Source organism: Exiguobacterium sp. s39 (genome assembly GCF_018618925.1).
In the GTDB taxonomy this organism is placed as follows: Bacteria; Bacillota; Bacilli; order Exiguobacteriales; family Exiguobacteriaceae; genus Exiguobacterium_A; species Exiguobacterium_A abrahamii.
Window position 1 is genome coordinate 1,221,740 of record NZ_JACSNA010000001.1, and the last position, 22,316, is coordinate 1,244,055.

Here is a 22,316-nt window from a genome sequence, read left to right on the forward strand (position 1 = left end):
TCTTTTTTAATATACCATAATCGGCGGGCTTTCACGCTTCTGAATGTCCACAAAAAAGCCGCCCGAGAAAATCTCGGGCGACTATGTAGCCGGATTACTTCACAGCATCTTTCAATGCTTTACCTGGTTTGAAGGCAGGTACTTTGCTTGCTGGAATCTCGATATCTTCTTTCGTACGTGGGTTGCGACCTTTACGGGCTGCACGCTCACGGACTTCGAAGTTACCAAATCCAATCAATTGGACTTTCTCTCCAGACTGAAGTGTCTCAGTGATCGATTCGAATGTTGATTCAACAACTTTCGTCACGTCTTTTTTTGTAAGACCTGATTTTTCGACGACTGCTTGAATGAGTTCAGTTTTGTTCATTACTTTCACCCCCTCCCAATCACTTCTTCGAGGGTAATCATACCCCATAAACGTTGCTATTACAACATTTTCGTGTAAATAACGTTCAATTTTCAGATTCTTCGCTCGATTCCTCTGAAAACACAGGTTCGCCTTTTTCGTTTATCGTGTAGCTTTGAGAATAGGCAGGAACAAAAGGTTGATCTTCATAGAGCAAATACCGAATATCCTGACCGACTTTCGGCTTTTTCTTCGCAGTTTGAACAGCTTTCTTCAACTCAGGTAAATAGTTGATGAAGAGGCGTCCTTGACCATCGACATAGATCGACAACTTTTCATCTGAATACGGACTTGGGACAGTCGGTTCTTTTTTGATGAATAGTTTTTTATAGTCAAGCGTAAACTGGTTTTTTCCGAACGATCCTTTAAACGGATACTTTTCGTTCTTCTTCCGATACGCATCAATCCGAACTTGGAGCTTCTGTAACTCTTCTGCAACAAGTAAATCCATCAACTTAACAGTCGGTTTCGTGTCGACATCGACTAACAGATAGATGAATGTTCCTCCACCTTCAAAACTGTTCGATGGTGGATCACTCATATAACGCGGAATGAGCCGCCCTAATTCGATTTGATAACGCTCCATGAGCGGAGTATCTGCTTCCATCGTCTTGATGGGCAAAACACCCGTGTCTTTTTGATACGCATCGACAGCATCCTGTACGGTACGCAACTGTTGCGGATACGGTACGCGGTTCGACGGTTTCTGACTGTCTGGAAACAGACAACCCGATAACAACGTCACCGGAATGAGCATGAGGATCACGAACCACTTCTTCATGCGCTTGGCCCCGCCATGACAATGAATACCATGATGATCGACGCAACGATGAAACATACGAATGCCAAAGTCGATACGAGAACCTGCCATATCCCCTTCAACTTCGTCCGACTGACCGTGACCAGCAAGACACTGATCGCAAAGAGTCCAATGCCAGCGAACGAGATCCACATTTTTATTAATCCTGGACTCAAGGTTTCCACCCCACTCCGTTAATCTTTCGTCGTGAAGAGATGCTCGATCTCATTTTTCTGTGGTCGTTGCATCAACTTTTTGACTTCTTCTTCCGGTGTATGACCGTCAAAGAGAACATGGTAGAGGGCGGAAGTGATTGGGAGTTCACACTGTTTCGTCTCCGCCAAATCATATGCCGCTTGAGTCGCGCGAACACCTTCGACGACCATTCCCATGTTTTCTAGAACCGTCTCTAATTTTTCACCGCGACCGATGGCATTCCCCGCACGCCAATTTCGACTATGAACCGATGTACAAGTAACGATCAAGTCACCCATTCCTGTCAATCCAGTGAACGTCATCGGGTTAGCTCCAAGCATCGTACCGAGACGTGCGATTTCGACCATTCCACGCGTAATCAATGCTGCTTTGGCATTGTCCCCGTAACCGAGACCATCCGTCATACCTGCGGCAAGCGCAATGATATTTTTGAGAGCCCCACCGAGCTCAGCTCCAATGATATCCGCATTCAGATAGACGCGGAAGTTTTCATTCGTAAACAGCTCCTGCACACGACCAGCCTCTTCTAAATCATCCGATGCGATGGTCACTGTCGTTGGTTTACGTAACGCGACCTCTTCGGCATGCGATGGACCCGTCAAGACACAAACCGCTTTGCGTTTCGCAGGATCGACCTCTGCTTCGATTAATTCTGACAACCGAAGATGGGTCTTTGGCTCGATTCCTTTTGACGCATGAATCAGAACGACTGGTTCCGTCAACAATTCATTCAATTGTCGGGAAACCGAACGAATCGCAGAGGACGGTGTGACGATCAAGATATGTGTTGCGCCTTCAACCGCCACTTTAAGATCCGTCGTCGCCTTCAATGATTGTGGTAACATGACACCCGGCAAAAATTGCGCGTTTTCATGATGTTCATTGATGCGGTCGACAGTTGTTTGTTCACGACCGTAAAGCATGACTTCCTGATCATTATCGGCTAGGACGAGCGAGAGCGCCGTTCCCCAGCTTCCCGCTCCGATGACAGCGATTTTGGTCATACTGACTCACCCCATTATTGTTTTTGACGAGCTAAAATCCGGATTGGTGTACCTGTAAAATCAAATGCTTCCCGAATCCGATTCTCAAGATATCGTTTATAAGAGAAGTGCAGCAATTCTGGATCATTGACGAACAAGACGAACGTTGGCGGACGTGAGGCGACTTGAGTCGCGTAGTTGATCCGAAGACGAACGCCTTTATCCGTCGGCGCTGGGTTCATCGCGACAGCGTCAACGATGACATCGTTCAAGACGCTTGTCTGAATCCGTTGTGCATGGCTGTGCGCTGCTTGTTGAATGACCGGTAGCAACGTCTGCAAACGACGTTTTGTTTTCGCTGAGACGAAGACGATGGGTGCATAGTCAAGGAAACGGAATTCTTCCCGAATCTCTTCTTGCATCTTTTTCATCGTCTTATCATCTTTTTCGACAGCATCCCATTTATTGACGACAATGATGACCGCGCGACCTGCTTCGTGAGCATATCCCGCCACTTTTTTATCTTGCTCGATAATGCCTTCTTCGCCATCAAGCACGACACAGACGACATCTGCCCGTTCGATTGCTTTTTGAGCACGCATGACGCTGAAACGTTCTGTTGATTCATAGACTTTCCCGCGTTTTCGCATCCCGGCCGTATCGATGATGACGTATTCTTGCTCATCTCGCGTAAACGGTGTATCGATCGCATCGCGTGTAGTACCAGCGATGTTTGAAACGATGACACGTTCTTCACCGAGAATCGAGTTCGTCATACTTGATTTCCCGACGTTCGGACGACCAATCAAGGCAAACTTGATCGTGCTTTCGTCATATTCTAATTCTTCTTTATCTGGTGCGAGTTCAAGGACACGGTCGAGTAAGTCACCTAGACCAAGACCATGTGTACCAGAAATCGGGAACAAGTCTCCGAATCCAAGGGAGTAAAATTCATACATTAAATCACGCATTTCAAAGTTATCGACTTTGTTGACAGCTACGACGACTGGTTTGTTCGAACGGAATAACATGTTCGCGACTTCCTCATCCGCTGCTGTGATTCCTTCGCGTCCGTTCACCATGAAAATGATGACATCCGCTTCATCAATGGCGAGCTCCGCCTGATGACGCATCATTTGAAGTAGGGGCTCATCCCCGACTTCGATTCCACCTGTATCAATCAAATGAAAATGACGATTCAGCCATTCTCCAGTTCCGTAAATACGGTCGCGGGTAACGCCTGGCTTGTCTTCTACGATTGAAACCCGATCTCCAATCACCCGGTTAAAAATCGTCGACTTTCCGATATTTGGGCGACCTACGATCGCCACGACTGGAATTGCCATCCCAACACCTTCTTTCTCTTCTCTCGCTTCATAGCCGTTCTATTGTATCAAATCAAACTGTCATATACCATAACAAACCGCATATAAAAAGCGGACACGCTTGTGTCCGCTTTGTGTCATTGCTTATTCTTTCTTATCAGAATCGTCCTCAGTCAAGTCAGCGACCGAGAATCCTTCTGATTGATTCGTATAATCCGAATAATCGTCAGCGGATGATTCTTCCTCTTCAAGGACACGTGTTGATAGCGAAATCTTATGCTCATCAAGACGTACTTCAAGTACCTTTGCCTCGATTTCCTGTCCTTCTTCGAGTACTTCCGAAGGTGAACCGATGTGACGGTTCGCGATTTGCGAAATGTGCAAAAGTCCTTCTACTTGCGGCGCAAGTTCGATGAAAGCACCGAATTGGACGAGACGGCGTACACGTCCTTTGACGATATCGCCAGCTTCGATCTTCCCTTCCATCTGTTGCCATGGACCAGGTTGTGTTTCCTTGATCGATAACTTGACCTTTTCCGTATCACGGTCGACACCAAGTACTTTGACTTCGACTTTTTGACCTTCCGTGACGATATCCGAAGGACGTTCGACACGGTGGTGTGCCATCTCCGAAATATGAACGAGACCGTCAACGCCACCGATATCAACGAAAGCACCAAAGTCCGTTAAACGTTGAACTGTACCTTCGAGGATTTGACCTACTTCTAAATTTTCGAGTGTCTCTTTTTTCTTCGCGTTCAATTCGCCTTCAACGACGGCTTTGTGCGAGAGAATGACACGGTTCTTCTCTTGATCGAGTTCAACGACCTTGACTTCGATCGAACGACCAATGTAATCCGAGAAATCCTCGACATAATGCCGTTCGACGAGTGACGCCGGAATGAATCCGCGGACACCGATATCAACGACGAGTCCACCTTTGACGATGTCTTTGACGACAACTTCAAAGATCTCACCTGATTTATACTTCTCTTCTACTTGCTCCCACGCTTTGAGCGCGTCGATTTCTCGTTTCGAGACGACGACCTCTTCATCCGTGATTTTCTTGACCTTCACTTGTAGTTCATCTCCGACGTTCAGCACGCCGCGAATATCATCGAGATGAAGACTCGATACTTCGCTGATCGGTAAGATGGCTTCTGTTTTATATCCGATATCAATGAGTGCTTGCTTGTCTTCAATTTTCACGACCATTCCGGTAACTACCTGGTCCCGATGAATTTCAAAATCAGGCATATCTTTCATTTCTTCGACCATTCCAAAACAACCTCCTCACGATGAGTACAAGAAACGCCTGACATATGTCAATGCGTTTATCCTGCTTCTAACTTCTTACAATTCTGACTATTTGTCAAGGTATTAAGCGTGATTGAAGTAGACGGATTTGATTTCGTCCATGATTCGGTCAGAAATCGATTTCGCTGCGCCGCGTTGGTCACGTAAATCCGAAATATCAACCGGTTTTCCGATCGCAACGTGCATCCGTTTGAACGGACGGTATGATCCGATGATGGCAATCGGTAAAATCTGCGCATTCGATCGTAAGGCAAAGAACCCGACCCCTGGTTGTGCTGCTGTAAATTCACCTGGCGCAGATCGCGTTCCTTCTGGGAAAATACCGACCGTCTCATCTGAATTCAATAGTTCAATCGTCCGTTTCAAGGCTTGACGATCTCCTTGACCGCGACCGACAGGGTATGTTCCTGCCGCAATCATTAATTGTTTTAAGGCAGGAACTTTGAACAGTTCTTCTTTTGCCATGTAACGTACCGCACGTTTTGGCGGAATCGCACTGACGAGGAAGACCGGGTCCCAGTTCGAACTGTGATTGGCACAGACGAGTAAGGAACCGTCTTTTGGAATGTTCTCCTGCCCCGTTACCTTCACTCGAAAGACTGTTTTGGCAATGACCCAAACGACGAACCGCGCAATCCGGTAAACGGTATCTTGACGTTTCATTTTAAAACACCTTCCGTTAGTTCCATCAAACGGACGACGACATCATCAATCGTCATCTCTGTCGTATCGAGATAAAGCGCATCGTCAGCTTGGCGCAATGGTGAGACTTCACGCTCACTGTCTCGTTTATCACGTAACGCGATCTCTTCTTGAAGAATCGTGATGTCACTGTCCATCCCACGCGCGATATTTTCGCGGTGTCTTCGAGCTGCACGCTCTTCCACAGTTGCCGTCAAAAAGACTTTTAATTCTGCATCCGGCAATACGACTGTGCCGATATCACGTCCATCCATGACGATCCCACCGCGTTCAGCTAATTTCCGCTGTGCCGTGACGAGCGCAGCCCGAACTTCTTTTTGGCGAGCGACGAACGAGACATTATTCGTGATTTCGATCGAGCGAATCGCATCCGTCACTTCGCGATCACCAATAAAGACACGTTGCCCGTTTTCACCTGGTGTTAAACGAATATCAAGCGATTTCATCAATTCGCCGAGCACTTCACCATTGTTGAGGTCAAGCGATTGTTCTAGTGCTGCCAGTGTAACGGCCCGGTACATCGCTCCTGTATCGATATATACATAGTCAAGGCGCGCTGCCAATTGTTTTGCGATCGTACTTTTTCCAGCACCCGCTGGTCCATCTAAAGCGATTTGAATCTTTTTCATCATCCATCCAATCCTTCCATCTTCCCTATGATTGATAGGGATTCATTCTTCCGAACGTTATCATAGCAAAAAAATGCGGTTAGGTGAATGGATTCATGCCCCTTCTTGAACTTTTCATTTGCATTTGATAACAGTGACGCAATACAAGTTCACGACTTCTGTCGGGAATCATCGTAAATTGAAATGCTAATTCATATCGTTCTTCGCGCCGATCAACTCGGACGAGTTCAGCGATGACATCTAACGTACTCGATATGCCCTCACTTGTAGGCAAAATGAATGTCATTTCCACCTCTTCCTCTTTTTGAACCGGTAATTGATCCGACAAGATCATCATCCCTCCAGCCGATAGATCGAGCGTCACCGTTGTAAACGGCTCGAACTGCGTTTTATGAGGGTGTACAGCAACATCGAGTATTTGCGGTACTCGGACGAACTGACGTCGTTGGATGCGTTCGATTTGATCATCCTTCGGTCGTTTCAAAGCATATCGTTGACCGCGAAGTGGATCATTTTGTCGTTCAACGACGACCGTATCAAATCCAAATAATTTGCCCTTCTCCTTAAAGAAATAAAATGAAACTTCTTCTTGCTCTGACAAGATGAATGTTTTGAGTGTCGCGACCTCACTCGGTGCTTCAATCCAAATCAATCGATTCGTCACAGCCGTCACCTTTGAGCGACCTTGTCGATCCTCACTATTCGAAAGCATTACCAAATCCCCGATTTCCATCATACTACTTCGCTCCTACTCTCTATTCGATGCCATCTGAATGTTGTTTTTTTCGTTTAAATCGCCGATTTAAACGATTGGCACCTCGTACTTGAAATAATCCAATCGTCCATAGGATGACCATGAAGACGATCGGCAAAAAAGATATACCACCATTTTCCAATATTAACAAATTAAATAAGATATGCGCAAATACCGGAAGCGCAATCGAGAGCGACAACCAGCGATAAGGATGAGGCGAGAATTTCGCCATCCCCATGAAGAATCCCATGATGACCGCAAACAAAGCATGACCAGATACGGGTAAGAGTGCCCGAAACAGCATATGTTCGACTGTTCCATTCACCATCAGATATAAGATATTCTCAAGCGTTGCGAACCCAAGTGAACAGGCTACCGCATAGATGATCCCGTCGTAATAATCATTAAACCGTTGATGGATATAGACCGTATAAAAGACGACAAACCATTTGGCGAATTCTTCCGTAACAGCTGTTCGAATCAACTGCACCTCTTCACGCCCACCAAATTCGGTCTGGACGATATAGTCGATGAACATCAAGGGAAAGACGAGTAAAATACCGAAAATGAAACTTCGAAGGATATAGCCGACTGGCTCCGATTCATGTTCGTGACGTAGATAAAAATAAGTTAGGAGTGCGATGCCTGGGGCAACTCCGGAGAAAACGATTTGAACCACGCTTCCTCTCCCCCTTTCTTCCTCATTTATAAGAATAAAGGTTTCTTGGAAAAAAGAAAACGTCCTCGTTGTTTCAAGAGGGAAAAAGGTTACAATATGGGAGAACGAATCGAATCCGTCATAGAAAGTAGGTGAAGGTCTTCTGTCTGTAGACAAGGACCCTTTAGCATGAAATCATTATTACTCATTCATACGGGTGGAACGATCGCCATGGCACAGGATCATTCTGGTCATGTCTTACCAAACGATATCAATCCACTCGACGCTTCACTCCCGCGTGCAACAGATATTGCCAACATTACGACGCGTCACTTCGCAAACTTACCTTCTCCGCATATGACACCTGACATCATGTTGCGTCTAGCCCATTTCATCGAGAGTGAGCTCAAGAAGGAACATTACGACGGCGTCGTCATCACTCACGGAACGGACACACTGGAAGAGACGGCTTATTTCTTACATTTGACGCTTGGTGCACCTGTTCCGATCGTTTTGACAGGAGCCATGCGTTCTTCTAATGAGGTCGGATCCGATGGTGAGTTTAATCTGATTACGGCACTTCGTGTCGCTGTCAGTGAAGCTGCGCACGGAAAAGGTGTCCTCGTCGTCTTCAACGGGGAAATCCATTCGGCATTCAACGTCACAAAAACGCACACGTCATCCGTCGATACATTCAAATCCGTTCATTTCGGAAATCTTGGGATGGTAACGAAGGATCATGTCTACTTATTCAATACACCGCTCTTGAAACAAACACATATGGTGACTTCGCTCTCAAAACGGGTCGCCGTTCTTAAAGTCTATGCCGGTATGGAACCCGACCTATTACTTGCTGTGAAACAACTCGGTTATGATGGACTCGTCCTTGAAGTCCTCGGTCAAGGAAATGTACCACCAAGTATCGTGGATGCCATCGCTGAATTGATTACCGTCATGCCGATCGTCATCGTCAGCCGTTGCTTCAACGGAATCGTTCAAGACGTCTACGGATATACGGGTGGTGGACAACAATTAAAAGAACTCGGCGTCATTTTCTCGAATGGACTGAATTCACAAAAAGCGCGGCTTAAACTGATGGTCGAACTCGAAATCGATGCTTCACAACTAGAACTCGAAGAATCATTCCGCGTTGAATAAATGAAAAAAACCTCTTGATCCGGAAATTCATCTTCCAAATCAAGAGGTTTTGTTTAGGCTTGTATCGATGCACCACGTAGCCGTTCAACGAGATGGTCGGCAATGTTTGCACCGTGAAAACGTCCATTTTCAATAAATATTTTATTGGCATCATATCCTGCTGCGACGACACCTGCGATGTAGATGCCCGGGACATTCGATTCCATCGTCTCTTCGTCGTGACTTGGAATACCTGTTTTACGATCAATCGTAATGCCTGTGTCAGCGAACAATCCGACATCGGGTGTGTAACCTGTCATCGCAAAAACAAAATCAGCACGGACGGTCTGTTTATCTCCATCTATTTGATAAACCACCTCTTGCTCCGTAATTTCTTCGATTGACGCTCCAAAAATCATCTTGACCTTTTCCGAACGAACGAGAGATTCGAAGTTCGGCAACACCCATGGTTTGATGGATGGACTATACTCCGGTCCACGGTAAAGGACGGTCACACGTGCTCCCGCTTTTTCAAGTTCAATCGCTGCATCAACGCTCGAATTTTTCCCACCGATAACGACGACATCTTGATCAAAAAACGGATGTCCTTCCGTAAAGTAGTGCGAGACATGAGGTAATTCCTCTCCAGGAACATCCATTCGGTTCGGTAAACCATAATAACCTGTCGCAAGCACGACGGAGCGAGCTTCTCGGCTTCTTTTTTCCCCGGAACGCTCCGAGTGGATGATAAAATGATCCGCTTGACGTTCAATCCGCTCGACCGTCTCAAACGGACGAATCGTCAATTGTTTTCGTTTGACGACTTCTCGATAATAGACGAGCGCGTCGAGACGTCGCGGTTTTAATTCTTTATTGATGAACGGTACACCACCAATTTCTAACTTCTCACTACTTGAAAAGAACGTTTGATGCGTCGGATAACGATAAATCGCTTCGACGATATTTCCCTTTTCGAGCACTTCGACGTCTAGTCCCCGATCTTGCATTTCGATCGCTGCCGATAACCCACACGGTCCTGCACCGATTACGATACAATCTAACATTCGAATATCTCCTCTTCCGGTTGCTTTTTTTATATCTTAGCAAATCTCTACCATAGACGAAAGAAATTGCAATGCAAAACGCCCGCTCTTCGCAAAGAAGAAGCGGACGTTCATTATCATATTAGACCCAACCACGGAAACGAGATGCTTCCGCCATCTTCCGGACACCTACCATATAAGCGGCAAGTCGCATGTCGACATTACGCGTCTGCGCTGTCTGATAGACTTGGTTGAACGAGTTCACGAGTACTTTTTCAAGTTTCTCGTGTACTTCCTCTTCCGTCCAGTAATACCCTTGGTTGTTTTGGACCCATTCGAAGTAAGAAACCGTTACGCCACCACTCGAAGCAAGAACATCCGGAACGATCAGGATGTCACGTTCAGCGAGAATTTTCGTCGCCTCGTTCGTCGTCGGACCGTTAGCCGCTTCAACGACGATCGCTGCTTTGATATCGTGCGCATTGTCTTCTGTGATTTGATTCTCGATTGCTGCCGGAACAAGAATATCACATTCAAGTTCAAGCAATTCTTTATTCGAGATCGTATTTTTGAACAATGTCGTCACGGTACCGAACGAGTCACGACGGTCGAGTAGGTATGGAATATCGAGACCGTTTGGATCATGGAGTGCCCCGTACGCATCGCTGATCGCGATAACTTTTGCACCTAAATCATACATGAATTTCGATAAGAAACTTCCGGCGTTGCCGAATCCTTGAACGACGACACGTGCGCCTTCGAGCGAGATACCCTTTTTAGCAGCCGCTTCCCGAATCATGATTGCGACACCTTTCGCCGTCGCTGTCTCACGACCGTGTGAGCCACCGAGGACGAGCGGTTTCCCTGTAATGAAACCAGGTGAGTTGAATTCATCGATTCGACTGTATTCGTCCATCATCCATGCCATGATTTGCGAGTTCGTGAAGACGTCAGGTGCTGGAATATCCTTCGTCGGTCCAACGATTTGACTGATAGCACGGACATATCCACGGCTGAGACGTTCGATTTCACGGAAACTCATCTCACGTGGATCACAGATGATTCCGCCTTTACCGCCGCCGTATGGTAAGTCAACGATACCTGCCTTCAGACTCATCCAAACGGATAATGCTTTGACTTCAACTTCCGTCACGTTCGGGTGGAAGCGAATTCCACCTTTCGTTGGTCCAACGGCATCGTTATGTTGCGCACGATATCCTGTGAAGATTTTCGTCGAACCATCATCCATCCGTACCGGAATCCGGACTGTCAACATCCGGAGTGGTTCTTTAAGTAATTCGTACATCTCGTCTGGATAACCAAGTTTCCCTAGTGCCTCCTTGACGATTTCTTGTGTCGCTTCCAGTACGTTCTTGCGGTGATTCGCATGTTGTTGGTCAGTGATCATTCCAACGTTCCTCCCCATAAGTGGCATCCCCTATGCCGTTTCCTTGTTCGGATAAAGTATACTCTTTTCTCGAACGTAATGAAAGGGGTTACGCCTATATTTGTAAGCGCTTTCTCACTTCTTTTCCTAGGATATCATTGATTTGGTTGTTTTGTTTGACGATGTCGTTCGATCGCCAGTTCCATGAAATATTCGACCAATTCCGGATATTCGATTCCCACTGCTCGTGCACCGTCCGGGAATAAACTGGTCGAAGTCATACCAGGAAGTGTATTCGTCTCCAAGATGACTGGATTTCCGGATTCCGGTACTAGGAAATCAGATCGCGAGTATCCTGCACAGCCAAGGACTTGGTGCGCTTTAACAGCCCATTCTTGAAGTTTTTCTGTCGTTGTCTCATCCAGCTCAGCAGGACAAATATGCTCCGAACCTCCGATGGCATATTTGGATTCATAGTCATAAAAGGCGTTCTTCGGAATGATCTCGATGACCGGCAATGCTTTTTCTGCACCTTTATGACCGACGACCGGCACTGTCACTTCACGCCCTTTAATGAACTGTTCGACAAGCACTGCATCGTCCGCTTCAAAGGCTTTAGCGATTCCTTCACGTAACATCGTCTCATCTTGAGCAATCGTCAATCCGTTTGATGAGCCTTCTTGTGCTGGTTTGACGACACAAGGAAATTGACCATTCCACTCTACGATTTTTGCTTCGATATCATCTCCACGCTCTAACAGCACATCACGGGCGATCGTAATGCCTGCTTTATCAAAGTGAACTTTCGAACGTGCCTTATCCATCGCTAGCGCTGACGCTAACACACCTGAACCTGTATATGGAATGTCTGCCAGTTCAAGCAATGCTTGTACGCGTCCATCTTCACCAATTTTCCCGTGAAGAGCGATGACAGCCACATCTACATCCAGCTGGAAGAGTTCATGCGCTTGATCAGGGTGGAAATCAACAGCCGTGACCTCATGCCCTTTACTGTTTAATGCTTCCATGATCGACTTTCCACTGTTTAATGAAACCTCCCGTTCTCCTGAAGTCCCACCGTATAATACTGCCACTTTCATCCTACTTCACTCCTTCTTCTTACGTTCAATGATTATCATACCATCCTTCTGACGATGAAAAAATACAAAATGGTGCCACTTCCAGCAGAACACAAAAAGGTGCGGCATCCCCCTATGAGGGAATGTCGCACTTGATGTTTTACATATTAAACTGTTCAGCTATCGTTGCGACGGCATGTTCCGCCTGAATCGTTTTCCCATACTCCGCCATGACAAGTGGACTTTTCGGGCTCGGTTCACCGTATTCAGACAAAATCGTCGTCACCGTCTGCTCGAGCGCCTCATTCATTCGTTCTTGGAAATAGAGATAATAGCTTCCCTCGAAGAAGTAGAGGCTACCACCTGTCTCTGTACGAGGCATATGTCGCAATAATCCATGACTCGCTTGAATGACGTCTTCTAGCGATTGTAGAGCATATAAGACGTGATGGACGATATCAACTGTCATACGGATTTCGACTTGATCGAACTCCTCGTTCATCTCTTCTGGCAAATCGCCTTCACGACGTACATCAACGAGCATCCCGTCATTCGGAAAGAATGTAACGAAAAATTCGAGTGTTCCCGCTGCTTGAAAACCAAAATTCGATTCGGCTTCTTCTAATAGATTACGCAATAAAGCTTGTCCCTTCCCGACAGCCAACGTTTCTGGTCGAACGTCGTGAAGCGATAACTCCTGCTTTGTGATGAAGACACGAAGGTGTCCTTGTTTCATTTGTTCAAACCTCATATAGACTCCTCCAGTCAAAACCGGAAACCTGATGTCTCCGTTCGCTATGAATCATACTATACACCAGTTGTCGGAGTGAGTCGACTTAACCAACTTTTCCAAGATTGATCGTCTGCACCAAGTAAATGTGGACCATACCGTTCCGGCAGCTGATCGACCGCATAACCTCCAAGACCAATCTCAAGATCCGGAAAATCAGCCATCAAACGTGCCAGCGCTTCATCGAGCAACGGTAAATGATCCGATAACGTGCAGGAAAGAATAACGGCTTTCGGTTGCAGCTGGTGTGTGACCGTCACCAAATCCTGAACCGGTATACCGGAACCGAGGAAAATGACATCAAATCCAGATTGTCGTAAATAAAGTGTAAAGAAAAGTAGTCCGAGTTCGTGTTCTTCTTCCGGCGCACAGACACAGACGATTCGTGGTAAGAACGGATTGATCGGCATCTGTAACGACAATGTCGAAAGGCGAGCTCTCAGAAATGCCGTCGCAAAATGCTCGTGCGCAATCGTGATCTCACCCGACTCCCACTTCACTCCGATCTCATGCAAAAGTGGACCGACGATGTCCTGAATCACTTTATCGAAGCTAAACATCGAGAATGCTTTATTCATGATGTCATGCGCATGTCGTTCTTCAAAGTTCGTCAATGCCTGAAATAACTGATCTCGCAGTTCGACTCCGTAATCGTGCGGTACTTCAGCCCGATTGACAGGCATCTCATACAACTGGATTGCTTTAGAGACAGATAACCCCTCTTTTTGTTTATCGACGATCCAGCGTAATTTCGCGACATCGTTATCACTATAGATGCGATGTCCGGATTCACTTCGATCCGGATCAAGCACCTGATATCTCCGCTCCCAAGCACGAATGGTCGTCGGGTTGAGTCCCACTAACGCAGCGACTGCTTTGATATTATATTTCCCACGATCCATGCATCGTGCCTCCTTCCCCTTCCTTTCTAGTATACGCTGAAAGGAAAAAAATCTCCGTTCACAATGTGCCCTTACATCATGAAACCGATGGAGACGAAGGCGATGATGATCGTGATCATGAGCACCGTCAACGTGATTGCTAACGGATTTTTTCGAAATGGTTGTTTTAATCGCTCGTTTCGAACATGTTCGATACGCGAAGAACGCGGTGGAAGTGACTGATCCTCTTCGTTCTGATGCAACCGTCTCTGATCTTGTTTACTCAATGTTCATCACCTTTTCTTGAAAAATATAAGGATATTGTCTAGTTTACACCGAATCTAGTGATGAAAAAAAGACTTGTTCTAAACGCAATTTCCAATCTACCGGTTGATGCGTCCTTCTCTGCACTGGACTTTCCCACTCAATCGTTCCACATATATCACAACAACGTGGTTGTACGATTGCCTGCTCATCAAAATGATGCAACAACATCGAACGGCGACATTCGTTCCGGTGAATGTAGTCCATCATCTGGTTGATCTCTTGTCGTTTCAATTGTTTACGTTCTGTTTGCCACTGGATGATGCGTTCCTTCGACCACCCATTCTCGAGTTGTGATTTAAGTAAGCGGTATGCCGGATCTTCCGGATTAAAACGAAAACCACTTTCCATCTTGGCATAGGATTCGCCTTGATTCATTCCTTGTTGCAATTGATCGATCCACAAGACGGGCGCATATTGCGTGTCGATCAAGTACGTTTGTAGTTGTTCATCTTGAGCAGCGTAAAGTAAGATCGCAGTCGCCTCTTTACCGTCACGTCCGGCACGTCCGACTTCCTGCATGTAAGCTTCGATCGTCGCAGGCATCGTATAGTGAATGACCGTACGGACGTTACCTTTATCGACACCCATTCCGAACGCACTCGTACACACGAGACAATCAATCTCATCATGAAGAAACTGTTGTTGAACAAGCTGGCGATCTTCTATCGTCAACCCAGCATGATAATAGGTCGCGCCGTCAATGATTTCAGCAATTCGTTCCGCTTCTTTACGGGTCGTCGTATAGATGACGCATGGGCGAACGATGCGTTCCATCCACCGATTGACTGCCGCATCCTTTTCTTCTCGATCCACGCGATCGACAACGTATTGGATTTCTGGTCGGTTGACAGAACGACGGATGATTTGTGGCTCATTCATACGCAGTTGTGTTCGAATATCTTGCTCAACAGCACGCGTCGCTGTTGCCGTTAAGGCAAGACATGGTGGAAGGCCAAGTTCTTGTCGAATGTGACCAAGTCTTGCATACTCCGGTCGAAATTCGTGTCCCCATTGGGAGATACAATGCGCCTCATCGACGACGAAGAGCGCGATATTGATCTGTTTTAGCCGAGCCCGAATCTGCGGCAGCGCCAGTTGCTCCGGTGATAAGTAAAGATATCGTAGATGTTCGAGTACAGATAAGATCTGCTCCTTCTCTTCTCGTGTCTCGACAGAAGTTAATTTAGCGACAGATCGCTCCCCTCTGCGCTTAATTTGCATAACCTGGTCTTCAATCAACGAGAGTAACGGAGACAAAATCAACGTCAGTCCTTCATTTTGTACATAAGACGGAAATTGATAACAGACAGACTTTCCTCCACCAGTCGGCAAAATTGCTAGTGTATCTGTTCCGTTTAGGATGGAATCGATGATTTGGCGTTGTCCAGGTCGAAATGCTTCGTATCCAAAATGACGATGCAATAACGCTTCCATTAAATCCCCTCCCATTTACTACGTGCTAAAACCAATCGAATCTGAAAATAAGATATCTCGGATTGCATCTCACTCTTGATCCGCTTCAGCGCGTAAGTTCCGAGTCGCTGTGCAATCTGTCGAACCTCTTCTTGCTGAGATAACGTAACAAAATGATCCAGCGGAAACGAAGGAGCATACATTGCAATCTCAACGAGATGATCTTCCATCGTACTATTTTTTAATCGTCTTCGGATCGCAACCGCTTCAACGGTTAATCCCTGTTGTAATAACTCCCATGTCGTTTGCGCAGACTGGGTCATTTTTGACGTGTGTAGATCAACACCTATTTGCTTTAGAAATGGTGTTTTTTCTAAGTCATCGATGCACTTTCGCCAAGCGATCGTAAATTCGTATTGAACACTCTCCACATCCGTTTTCATCATTTGAGCTAATTGCGGATAAGACCATCCTGCCTGCACGCCAGACAAGCGGTAACTGATTAATGTCGCTTCTCGCTCTGGTAAGCGCTCAAGGAGAAATATCAACTCTTGGTGCATATGATGTAACCATTCTGCTCGATTCGAGATGGTCGGAAGAACACTTTTTACCCATTCACGGATGATGGTTTCCTGTTGCACAGGAATAAACGGCTGTTTCGCTTCCAAACAAACCATCGTTTGAACCAAAAGGCTGAGTCGTTTCCACATCATCTCAGCATAACCACGAAGTTCACCACCTAGTTGATCAATGGTCGCACGATCCGTTTGCTCTACTAGTCGCGCGCCTTCGTACGTCAGTCGCAGTGTCTCTTGCCGCTCAATCCAATTCTTCTGCGCAAGTTCAGCCAAGATTGTTTCGAATCGCTGTTTACTGACTAATACAGTACCGAATACCGACTCTAAATCATAAAAATGAGCATCTTGCAGAGAAGTCGCTGATTTCTTTCCTTGAAAAACATGATAAAGACTGCGGTCAGATCGTTCATTTCGAAGGCGCTGGATCGATTCCAGAAAAATACGCTCGAGTAAAGAAACTTCCATATGTCACGCTCCCTCCTGTTGTATGTCGTTTCCAAATCAAAGATGATATGCTATTCCTGTTTCATCGTTACGTTTTAGAGAGGCCGTTTGCGGGCATGTGATGATATATACATTTTCTGCTGTCACTTGTGCTTCGTCATTGAAATGCAACGATGAGTCCGATACAATGACATATAGATGAGAACAGCGTGTTTCAATAATGTTTTCGTATAGAGAGGAGACCGTTCAATGGCTAAATTTACGATTGTCGACAAAGATACTTGCATCGCTTGTGGTGCTTGTGGAGCAGCGGCACCAGATATCTATGATTATGATGATGAGGGTTTGGCGTATGTCATTCTTGATGATAACAATGGTACTGCCGAAATTCCAGAAGCATTATTCGACGATATGATTGATGCATTCGAAGGTTGCCCGACGGATTCAATCAAAGTAGCAGATGAATCGTTCGAAGGCGATGCGTTAAAATTCGAATAAGTGAATAAAAAAAGATGTTTCCTCGCGAAGCATCTTTTTTTATTGGACTTTTTCTCATTCAATCTATCGATCATCTAAAAAAAACGGATGTCACCAATTGGCAACATCCGGTCTATGATTAGTAAAAATTTAGCGTTTACCTTTGATATACGGTACACCGACAGCTTTTGGTGCATCCGCACGACCAACGACACCAGCAAGTGCTAAGATCGTCAATAAATACGGCGCAATCAACAGATACACTTGTGGAATTTGATCGAGTAACGGCAATTGCTGACCGATGATCGAAATCGCTTGAGCGAACCCGAAGAAGAGGGCTGCCCCCATGGCACCGAGTGGGTTCCATTTTCCGAAGATCATCGCCGCAATCGCGAGGAAGCCTTGACCGAGAATCGTCGTCACACTGAAGTTCAATGAAATCGACGTCGCGTAGACAGCACCAGCAAGACCGCCGAAACCACCAGAGATCATAACGCCGATGAAACGCATCTTCGTGACGTTGATTCCCATCGTGTCCGCTGCCATCGGGTGTTCCCCGACAGAACGTAAACGAAGACCAAATGGTGTCTTGAAGATGATGTACCATGCGACGAACGCGAGAACGATCGCGATATACGATGTGTAGTAGACGTTTGCGAAGAACATCTTCAAGACTGGAATATCAGACAAGAATGGTACATTTTCTTTCGAAATCCGGTTTGGAATCGAATCTGTCTGTCCTTTACTGTAAAGTGCACGGACAAGGAAGATCGCAAGACCAACCGCAAGCAAGTTGATCGCTACTCCAAGAACCGTTTGGTCTGCTCGGAAGAGGATTGCTGGAATCGCAAGGAACAGTGAGAAGACCGCTCCGACGACGATCGCGATGAGCATCGCAAGCCAAGGACTCGCAGCACCTAAGCCCATTTTCGATAAAGTCAATGCCGTGACGACACCTGTGAAGGCACCCATGACCATTAATCCTTCTAACGCGATATTGACGACGCCAGAACGCTCACTGAAAATGCCGCCAAGTGCTGCAATGATTAACGGAGCCGAATAGGCGAGTGCGATTGGCACGATGATATAAAGTACTTCAAGAAAGCCCATTATTGACCGGCTCCTTTCGCTTTTTTAGATTCTTTCTTAACCGTGAACTTCTCGATGACGAGACGAATCGCGTAACCCGAAGCCACGAAGATGATGATGAATGCGATGATGATTTTGATCAGTTCCGGTGGAATACCAATCTGTTGCATCGACAGACCACCGATGTTGAGTCCTGCAAACAGTAACGCCGCGAGAACGACACCGATCGGGTTATTCGCACCTAACAAGGCAACCGCGATTCCGTCGAATCCAACACCTGTGAAGGACGCGTTCAATGTCATGTTTTGGAACGTCCCAAGACCTTCCATCGCTCCAGCGAGACCTGCGAACACACCTGAGATGACGAACGATAAGATGATGTTTCGGTTAACGCCCATCCCTGCATACTCTGCAGCATTTTTATTGAATCCAACTGCTCGGAGTTCATAACCAAGCGTTGTTTTCCACAAAATGAACCAGAAGACGAGGGCAGCGATGACTGCGATGAAAATCCCGTTATGCAATCGTGAAAAATCCGTCATCTCTTGTAAGAACGGTGAAGCAAGGGATGCTGATTCCTTGACTGACTCCGTCCGCTCGTTCGTAATACCGATGACATGACGTAAAATATCATTCGTCACATACAATGCGATATAGTTCATCATGATTGACGTGATGACTTCATGCACATGAAACTTCGCTTTTAAGATACCAGGAATCGATGCCCAAAGTGCACCTGCTAAACCTGCTCCAATTAAAGCAAGCGGTAAATGAATCGCCATCGGTAGATCAAACTCAATCCCGATCCAAACTGCGACCATCCACCCGACGAGAACCTGACCTTCAACCCCGATGTTAAAGAGTCCAGTCCGGAAAGCAAACGCGACAGCAAGACCGGCAAAGATCAACGGAGCTGCTGCTCGCAATGTTTCACCGATGCTGTATGGTTCGCCAAAAATACCATAGAATAACTGATCAAAACCGGCAATCGGATCATACCCGCCGATGACCATGACGATCGCCCCGACGACCATTCCAAGGATGATGGAAAGAATCGGAATGAGGATGCCGTAAAAACGCTCTAACTTCATGAATGACCTACCTCCTCTTTCTTACCGCCGGCCATCAAGAAGCCAAGCTCGATCTCATTCGTTTCTTTTGGATCCAAGAAGGCAACTGTTTTTCCTTCATAAAGAACGGCAATCCGATCTGATACTTGAAGAATTTCTTCGAGTTCGAATGAAATCAACAAGACAGCGCGACCTTTTTCGCGTTCAAGAACCAACTGTTCATGAATGAACTCGATTGCTCCGACATCAAGACCACGTGTCGGCTGTGCTGCAATCAATAGGTCTGGTGAACGATCGACTTCACGCGCAATGATCGCTTTTTGCTGGTTACCACCTGACAAGGCACGAGCAAACGTCTCTGGACTTGGAGTTCGGACGTCGAACTTCTCGATGAGCGTTTTTGCTTTTTCCATGACTTGTTTATAGTTCATGATGCCTGCTTTTGAATACGGTTGTTTGTAATACGTTTGTAAGACCATGTTATGTCCGATTGAATAATCGAGGACAAGTCCATGTTTATGACGGTCTTGCGGAATGTGACCGACACCTGATTCCGTCACTTTACGTGGCTTCAAGTTTTTGATCGATTTATTGTTGAGGAAGATTTCTCCACTATCCGCTTTACGGAGACCAGTGATGGCTTCAATCAATTCCGTTTGCCCGTTCCCGTCGATTCCGGCAATTCCGACGATCTCTCCGGCACGAATGTCGAGATTTAAGCCATCGACGGCTTTGATGCCGCGACTGTCCTTGACGACTAGATCCTTGATGTCGAGAACGAGTTCTTGTGGAGTTGCCTTGGAATACTCCGCATTAAAGTTGACTTCACGACCTACCATCATTTCAGCAAGACGCGACTGTGTCATCGTCTCATCGATATCGACCGTTCCGATATACTTACCACGGCGAATCGTCGTACAGCGATCAGCTACTTCCATGATTTCCTTCAGTTTGTGCGTGATGAGGATGATCGACTTTCCTTCTGCGATCAAGCGATTCATGATCTGAATCAATTCTTTGATCTCTTGTGGTGTCAAGACAGCAGATGGTTCATCGAAGATCAAGATGTCTGCACCACGGTACAACGTCTTTAAAATTTCAACACGCTGTTGCATTCCGACTGAGATATCCTCGATTTTTGCATCAGGATCAACAGCAAGACCATACTGTTCAGAAATCTGGCGTACCTTCTCACGTGCAGTTGCACGGTCGATCTTAATTCCGGCACGTGGCTCTGCACCTAAAATGATGTTTTCAGTAACAGTGAAATTTTGAACGAGCATGAAGTGTTGGTGCACCATACCGATTCCAAGATCGTTCGCGACGTTCGGACTCGTAATATTGGCTTTTTCACCACGTACACGAATTTCTCCAGCCTCAGGCTGATACAAACCAAATAAGACGTTCATCAGCGTCGATTTTCCGGCACCGTTTTCACCAAGTAAAGCGTGAATCTCACCTTTCCGAAGCTGGAGCGTGATATTATCATTTGCGACGAAACTGCCAAACTCTTTTCTAATGTTCAGCATCTCAATGACGTATTCCAAGAAAATCCACTCCCATGTTTAGTTTAAAAGGGGGAGCCGCAATGCTAGCGACCCCCGCTTTCATTATTATTTCAGTGACGCTTCGTATTCTTTGTACTCGTCGTCTGTCGCTGGGACTTTAACGTCGCCATCGATGATTTGTTTTTTATACTCTTCGACTTTGTCGAGCGCTTCTTTCGAAACGTTGTCTTTCGAAGGTGCGATATCAACACCGCCGTCTTTTAGACCGAACTCAACAACTTTACCTGCTGGGAAGTTGCCGTCTTTCGTATCTTTTGAGACTTGCTCAACAGCTGTATCGACACGTTTGACCATTGACGTCAATGTGACGTTCTCTGGCATACCTTCTTCGACTTGGTCACGGTCTACACCGATAACCCAAACATCCTCACCGTTTTTCTTACGGTTTTTCGCTTCTGTGAATACCCCTTGTCCTGTACCACCAGCTGCATGATAGATGACGTCGACTTTTTTACCGTACATACCTGAAGCGATCGCTTGTCCTTTTTCAGCAGCGTTGAAGTCTTCTGCATATTGAACTTCGATGTCAGCGTCTGGGTTGACTGCTTTAACACCTGCTTTGAATCCACTTTCGAACTTCTTGATCAAGTCAGAGTTAACGCCGCCGACGAATCCGACTTTATCTGATTTCGTCGTCAAACCAGCAACGACACCAACGAGGAACGATCCTTCGTTTTCTTTGAAGACGATTGACGCGACGTTTGGCTTGTCAACGACCATATCGACGAGTGCGAAGTTGCTCTTTTTGAACTGATCCGCTACTTTACCGATATCTTCTCCCATCAAGAACCCGATACCGAGGATCAAGTCGTATTTAGCACGAGCTAATTGCTGAAGGTTTGGTTGGTAATCCGATTGTTTTGCAGATTGAAGATATTTGTAGCCAGTACCTTCTTTTAGGTCGTTGTCTTTTCCGAACTTCTGGATACCTTCCCAAGCAGATTGGTTGAATGATTTATCATCAACACCGCCTGTATCTGTAACCATACCTACTTTAAAGCCGTCTGATTTGCTGCCGCTACCTGAATCTTTTGAATCGTCGTTGCCACCACATGCTGCAAGGACCGAACTCATTGCTAAACCTGTTGCTGCTAATGCGAGAAGTGACTTCTTTTTCATCTGGAAAATCCCCTTTCGAATATGGTCATACAAAGTTCAAGACTACGTCTAGCACCCGAGGCTGGCGATGAGGAGCGTTACGTAGGTTATGACGGAAAGCGCTTTCAGTATTCATCCTAAAACAA

Annotated in this window: 24 protein-coding genes; 2 read left to right on the top strand and 22 right to left on the bottom strand. The window is 46.2% G+C overall.

Features of this window, described 5'->3' with window-relative positions:
• Positions 1-94: 94 nt before the first annotated feature.
• The 10 genes from KNQ11_RS06540 to prsW all read right to left on the bottom strand — a co-directional run bounded on the left by KNQ11_RS06540 (position 95) and on the right by prsW (position 7,810).
• Positions 95-367: an HU family DNA-binding protein gene (locus KNQ11_RS06540; RefSeq protein WP_012370671.1), complete on the bottom strand. Its 273-nt coding sequence runs from the start codon at positions 365-367 to the stop codon at positions 95-97.
• 85 nt (positions 368-452) lie between these two features.
• The gene (locus KNQ11_RS06545; RefSeq protein ID WP_029342012.1) at positions 453-1,187 is read right to left on the bottom strand and encodes a hypothetical protein; all 735 of its coding nucleotides are present in this window, start codon (positions 1,185-1,187) and stop codon (positions 453-455) included.
• Positions 1,184-1,360 (bottom strand): DUF2768 domain-containing protein, encoded by a 177-nt coding sequence (locus tag KNQ11_RS06550; RefSeq protein ID WP_034786022.1) that lies wholly within the window; start codon positions 1,358-1,360, stop codon positions 1,184-1,186. Before KNQ11_RS06550 ends, KNQ11_RS06545 begins: the two co-directional genes overlap by 4 nt.
• Positions 1,361-1,399: 39 nt before the next feature.
• Positions 1,400-2,425 (bottom strand): NAD(P)H-dependent glycerol-3-phosphate dehydrogenase, encoded by a 1,026-nt coding sequence (locus KNQ11_RS06555; RefSeq protein ID WP_058704888.1) that lies wholly within the window; start codon positions 2,423-2,425, stop codon positions 1,400-1,402.
• A gap of 14 nt (positions 2,426-2,439) precedes the next feature.
• A complete protein-coding gene (der, locus tag KNQ11_RS06560; RefSeq protein WP_029342014.1) occupies positions 2,440-3,750 on the bottom strand; it encodes a ribosome biogenesis GTPase Der in 1,311 nt (436 codons plus the stop codon).
• Between the two features lie 123 nt (positions 3,751-3,873).
• Positions 3,874-5,007: a 30S ribosomal protein S1 gene (gene rpsA, locus KNQ11_RS06565; protein ID WP_050677442.1), complete on the bottom strand. Its 1,134-nt coding sequence runs from the start codon at positions 5,005-5,007 to the stop codon at positions 3,874-3,876.
• A 102-nt stretch (positions 5,008-5,109) separates the two neighbouring features.
• Positions 5,110-5,709 carry a lysophospholipid acyltransferase family protein gene (locus KNQ11_RS06570; RefSeq protein ID WP_214723560.1) on the bottom strand — a complete coding sequence of 200 codons (600 nt, stop codon included), beginning with the start codon at positions 5,707-5,709 and terminating at the stop codon, positions 5,110-5,112.
• Positions 5,706-6,380: a (d)CMP kinase gene (gene cmk, locus KNQ11_RS06575; protein ID WP_214723562.1), complete on the bottom strand. Its 675-nt coding sequence runs from the start codon at positions 6,378-6,380 to the stop codon at positions 5,706-5,708. The genes KNQ11_RS06570 and cmk overlap by 4 nt, the downstream gene beginning before the upstream one ends.
• 76 nt (positions 6,381-6,456) lie before the next feature.
• Complete coding sequence (locus tag KNQ11_RS06580) at positions 6,457-7,113, bottom strand: flagellar brake protein (protein ID WP_214723564.1); 657 nt, start codon at positions 7,111-7,113, stop codon at positions 6,457-6,459.
• Positions 7,114-7,132: 19 nt separating this feature from the next.
• Positions 7,133-7,810, bottom strand: a complete 678-nt coding sequence (prsW, locus tag KNQ11_RS06585; protein WP_023468651.1) for a glutamic-type intramembrane protease PrsW — start codon at positions 7,808-7,810, stop codon at positions 7,133-7,135.
• A 168-nt stretch (positions 7,811-7,978) separates the two neighbouring features.
• Between prsW and KNQ11_RS06590 the strand changes: the two genes are divergently transcribed.
• On the top strand, positions 7,979-8,947 hold the full coding sequence (locus KNQ11_RS06590; protein ID WP_214723566.1) for an asparaginase: 969 nt from the start codon (positions 7,979-7,981) through the stop codon (positions 8,945-8,947).
• 53 nt (positions 8,948-9,000) lie between these two features.
• Here the strand turns inward: KNQ11_RS06590 and KNQ11_RS06595 are convergent, their stop codons facing one another.
• The 8 genes from KNQ11_RS06595 to KNQ11_RS06630 all read right to left on the bottom strand — a co-directional run bounded on the left by KNQ11_RS06595 (position 9,001) and on the right by KNQ11_RS06630 (position 16,889).
• Positions 9,001-9,990 carry a YpdA family putative bacillithiol disulfide reductase gene (locus KNQ11_RS06595; protein ID WP_214770659.1) on the bottom strand — a complete coding sequence of 330 codons (990 nt, stop codon included), beginning with the start codon at positions 9,988-9,990 and terminating at the stop codon, positions 9,001-9,003.
• Positions 9,991-10,111: 121 nt separating this feature from the next.
• Positions 10,112-11,377, bottom strand: a complete 1,266-nt coding sequence (locus tag KNQ11_RS06600) for a Glu/Leu/Phe/Val family dehydrogenase (RefSeq protein ID WP_023468654.1) — start codon at positions 11,375-11,377, stop codon at positions 10,112-10,114.
• A 134-nt stretch (positions 11,378-11,511) separates the two neighbouring features.
• Complete coding sequence (locus tag KNQ11_RS06605) at positions 11,512-12,456, bottom strand: D-alanine--D-alanine ligase (protein ID WP_214723570.1); 945 nt, start codon at positions 12,454-12,456, stop codon at positions 11,512-11,514.
• A 139-nt stretch (positions 12,457-12,595) separates the two neighbouring features.
• Positions 12,596-13,186: an adaptor protein MecA gene (locus KNQ11_RS06610; RefSeq protein ID WP_195864803.1), complete on the bottom strand. Its 591-nt coding sequence runs from the start codon at positions 13,184-13,186 to the stop codon at positions 12,596-12,598.
• Between the two features lie 56 nt (positions 13,187-13,242).
• Positions 13,243-14,127, bottom strand: coding sequence for a MerR family transcriptional regulator (locus KNQ11_RS06615; RefSeq protein ID WP_195864802.1), 885 nt, complete (start codon positions 14,125-14,127; stop codon positions 13,243-13,245).
• Between the two features lie 71 nt (positions 14,128-14,198).
• Positions 14,199-14,393, bottom strand: coding sequence for a hypothetical protein (locus tag KNQ11_RS06620; protein WP_023468658.1), 195 nt, complete (start codon positions 14,391-14,393; stop codon positions 14,199-14,201).
• Positions 14,394-14,436: 43 nt separating this feature from the next.
• Positions 14,437-15,867 carry a RecQ family ATP-dependent DNA helicase gene (locus KNQ11_RS06625; RefSeq protein ID WP_251139639.1) on the bottom strand — a complete coding sequence of 477 codons (1,431 nt, stop codon included), beginning with the start codon at positions 15,865-15,867 and terminating at the stop codon, positions 14,437-14,439.
• Entirely contained in the window at positions 15,867-16,889 is a 1,023-nt protein-coding gene (locus KNQ11_RS06630; protein ID WP_214770667.1) for a YpbB family protein, read from the bottom strand. Before KNQ11_RS06630 ends, KNQ11_RS06625 begins: the two co-directional genes overlap by 1 nt.
• A gap of 228 nt (positions 16,890-17,117) precedes the next feature.
• On the opposite strand from KNQ11_RS06630, the gene KNQ11_RS06635 reads away from it, so the two are divergent.
• Complete coding sequence (locus KNQ11_RS06635; protein WP_029342027.1) at positions 17,118-17,366, top strand: ferredoxin; 249 nt, start codon at positions 17,118-17,120, stop codon at positions 17,364-17,366.
• A gap of 129 nt (positions 17,367-17,495) precedes the next feature.
• Here the strand turns inward: KNQ11_RS06635 and KNQ11_RS06640 are convergent, their stop codons facing one another.
• From KNQ11_RS06640 to KNQ11_RS06655, 4 genes are all read right to left on the bottom strand, one after another.
• Entirely contained in the window at positions 17,496-18,455 is a 960-nt protein-coding gene (locus KNQ11_RS06640; RefSeq protein WP_023468662.1) for an ABC transporter permease, read from the bottom strand.
• A complete protein-coding gene (locus KNQ11_RS06645) occupies positions 18,455-19,525 on the bottom strand; it encodes an ABC transporter permease (protein WP_029342028.1) in 1,071 nt (356 codons plus the stop codon). The genes KNQ11_RS06640 and KNQ11_RS06645 overlap by 1 nt, the downstream gene beginning before the upstream one ends.
• Positions 19,522-21,051 (bottom strand): ABC transporter ATP-binding protein, encoded by a 1,530-nt coding sequence (locus KNQ11_RS06650; protein WP_029342029.1) that lies wholly within the window; start codon positions 21,049-21,051, stop codon positions 19,522-19,524. The genes KNQ11_RS06645 and KNQ11_RS06650 overlap by 4 nt, the downstream gene beginning before the upstream one ends.
• Positions 21,052-21,117: 66 nt before the next feature.
• Complete coding sequence (locus KNQ11_RS06655; protein WP_029342030.1) at positions 21,118-22,191, bottom strand: BMP family lipoprotein; 1,074 nt, start codon at positions 22,189-22,191, stop codon at positions 21,118-21,120.
• Between the last annotated feature and the right edge of the window lie 125 nt (positions 22,192-22,316).

What these genes read in the sequence shown, in the direction of transcription:
- KNQ11_RS06540 (WP_012370671.1), bottom strand. Translation starts at nt 367, where the DNA reads ATGAACAAAACTGAACTCATTCAAGCAGTCGTCGAAAAATCAGGTCTT.
- KNQ11_RS06545 (WP_029342012.1), bottom strand. Translation starts at nt 1,187, where the DNA reads ATGAAGAAGTGGTTCGTGATCCTCATGCTCATTCCGGTGACGTTGTTA.
- KNQ11_RS06550 (WP_034786022.1), bottom strand. Translation starts at nt 1,360, where the DNA reads ATGTGGATCTCGTTCGCTGGCATTGGACTCTTTGCGATCAGTGTCTTG.
- KNQ11_RS06555 (WP_058704888.1), bottom strand. Translation starts at nt 2,425, where the DNA reads ATGACCAAAATCGCTGTCATCGGAGCGGGAAGCTGGGGAACGGCGCTC.
- der (WP_029342014.1), bottom strand. Translation starts at nt 3,750, where the DNA reads ATGGCAATTCCAGTCGTGGCGATCGTAGGTCGCCCAAATATCGGAAAG.
- rpsA (WP_050677442.1), bottom strand. Translation starts at nt 5,007, where the DNA reads ATGGTCGAAGAAATGAAAGATATGCCTGATTTTGAAATTCATCGGGAC.
- KNQ11_RS06570 (WP_214723560.1), bottom strand. Translation starts at nt 5,709, where the DNA reads ATGAAACGTCAAGATACCGTTTACCGGATTGCGCGGTTCGTCGTTTGG.
- cmk (WP_214723562.1), bottom strand. Translation starts at nt 6,380, where the DNA reads ATGATGAAAAAGATTCAAATCGCTTTAGATGGACCAGCGGGTGCTGGA.
- KNQ11_RS06580 (WP_214723564.1), bottom strand. Translation starts at nt 7,113, where the DNA reads ATGATGGAAATCGGGGATTTGGTAATGCTTTCGAATAGTGAGGATCGA.
- KNQ11_RS06590 (WP_214723566.1), top strand. Translation starts at nt 7,979, where the DNA reads ATGAAATCATTATTACTCATTCATACGGGTGGAACGATCGCCATGGCA.
- KNQ11_RS06595 (WP_214770659.1), bottom strand. Translation starts at nt 9,990, where the DNA reads ATGTTAGATTGTATCGTAATCGGTGCAGGACCGTGTGGGTTATCGGCA.
- KNQ11_RS06600 (WP_023468654.1), bottom strand. Translation starts at nt 11,377, where the DNA reads ATGATCACTGACCAACAACATGCGAATCACCGCAAGAACGTACTGGAA.
- KNQ11_RS06605 (WP_214723570.1), bottom strand. Translation starts at nt 12,456, where the DNA reads ATGAAAGTGGCAGTATTATACGGTGGGACTTCAGGAGAACGGGAGGTT.
- KNQ11_RS06610 (WP_195864803.1), bottom strand. Translation starts at nt 13,186, where the DNA reads ATGAGGTTTGAACAAATGAAACAAGGACACCTTCGTGTCTTCATCACA.
- KNQ11_RS06615 (WP_195864802.1), bottom strand. Translation starts at nt 14,127, where the DNA reads ATGGATCGTGGGAAATATAATATCAAAGCAGTCGCTGCGTTAGTGGGA.
- KNQ11_RS06625 (WP_251139639.1), bottom strand. Translation starts at nt 15,867, where the DNA reads ATGGAAGCGTTATTGCATCGTCATTTTGGATACGAAGCATTTCGACCT.
- KNQ11_RS06630 (WP_214770667.1), bottom strand. Translation starts at nt 16,889, where the DNA reads ATGGAAGTTTCTTTACTCGAGCGTATTTTTCTGGAATCGATCCAGCGC.
- KNQ11_RS06635 (WP_029342027.1), top strand. Translation starts at nt 17,118, where the DNA reads ATGGCTAAATTTACGATTGTCGACAAAGATACTTGCATCGCTTGTGGT.
- KNQ11_RS06640 (WP_023468662.1), bottom strand. Translation starts at nt 18,455, where the DNA reads ATGGGCTTTCTTGAAGTACTTTATATCATCGTGCCAATCGCACTCGCC.
- KNQ11_RS06645 (WP_029342028.1), bottom strand. Translation starts at nt 19,525, where the DNA reads ATGAAGTTAGAGCGTTTTTACGGCATCCTCATTCCGATTCTTTCCATC.
- KNQ11_RS06655 (WP_029342030.1), bottom strand. Translation starts at nt 22,191, where the DNA reads ATGAAAAAGAAGTCACTTCTCGCATTAGCAGCAACAGGTTTAGCAATG.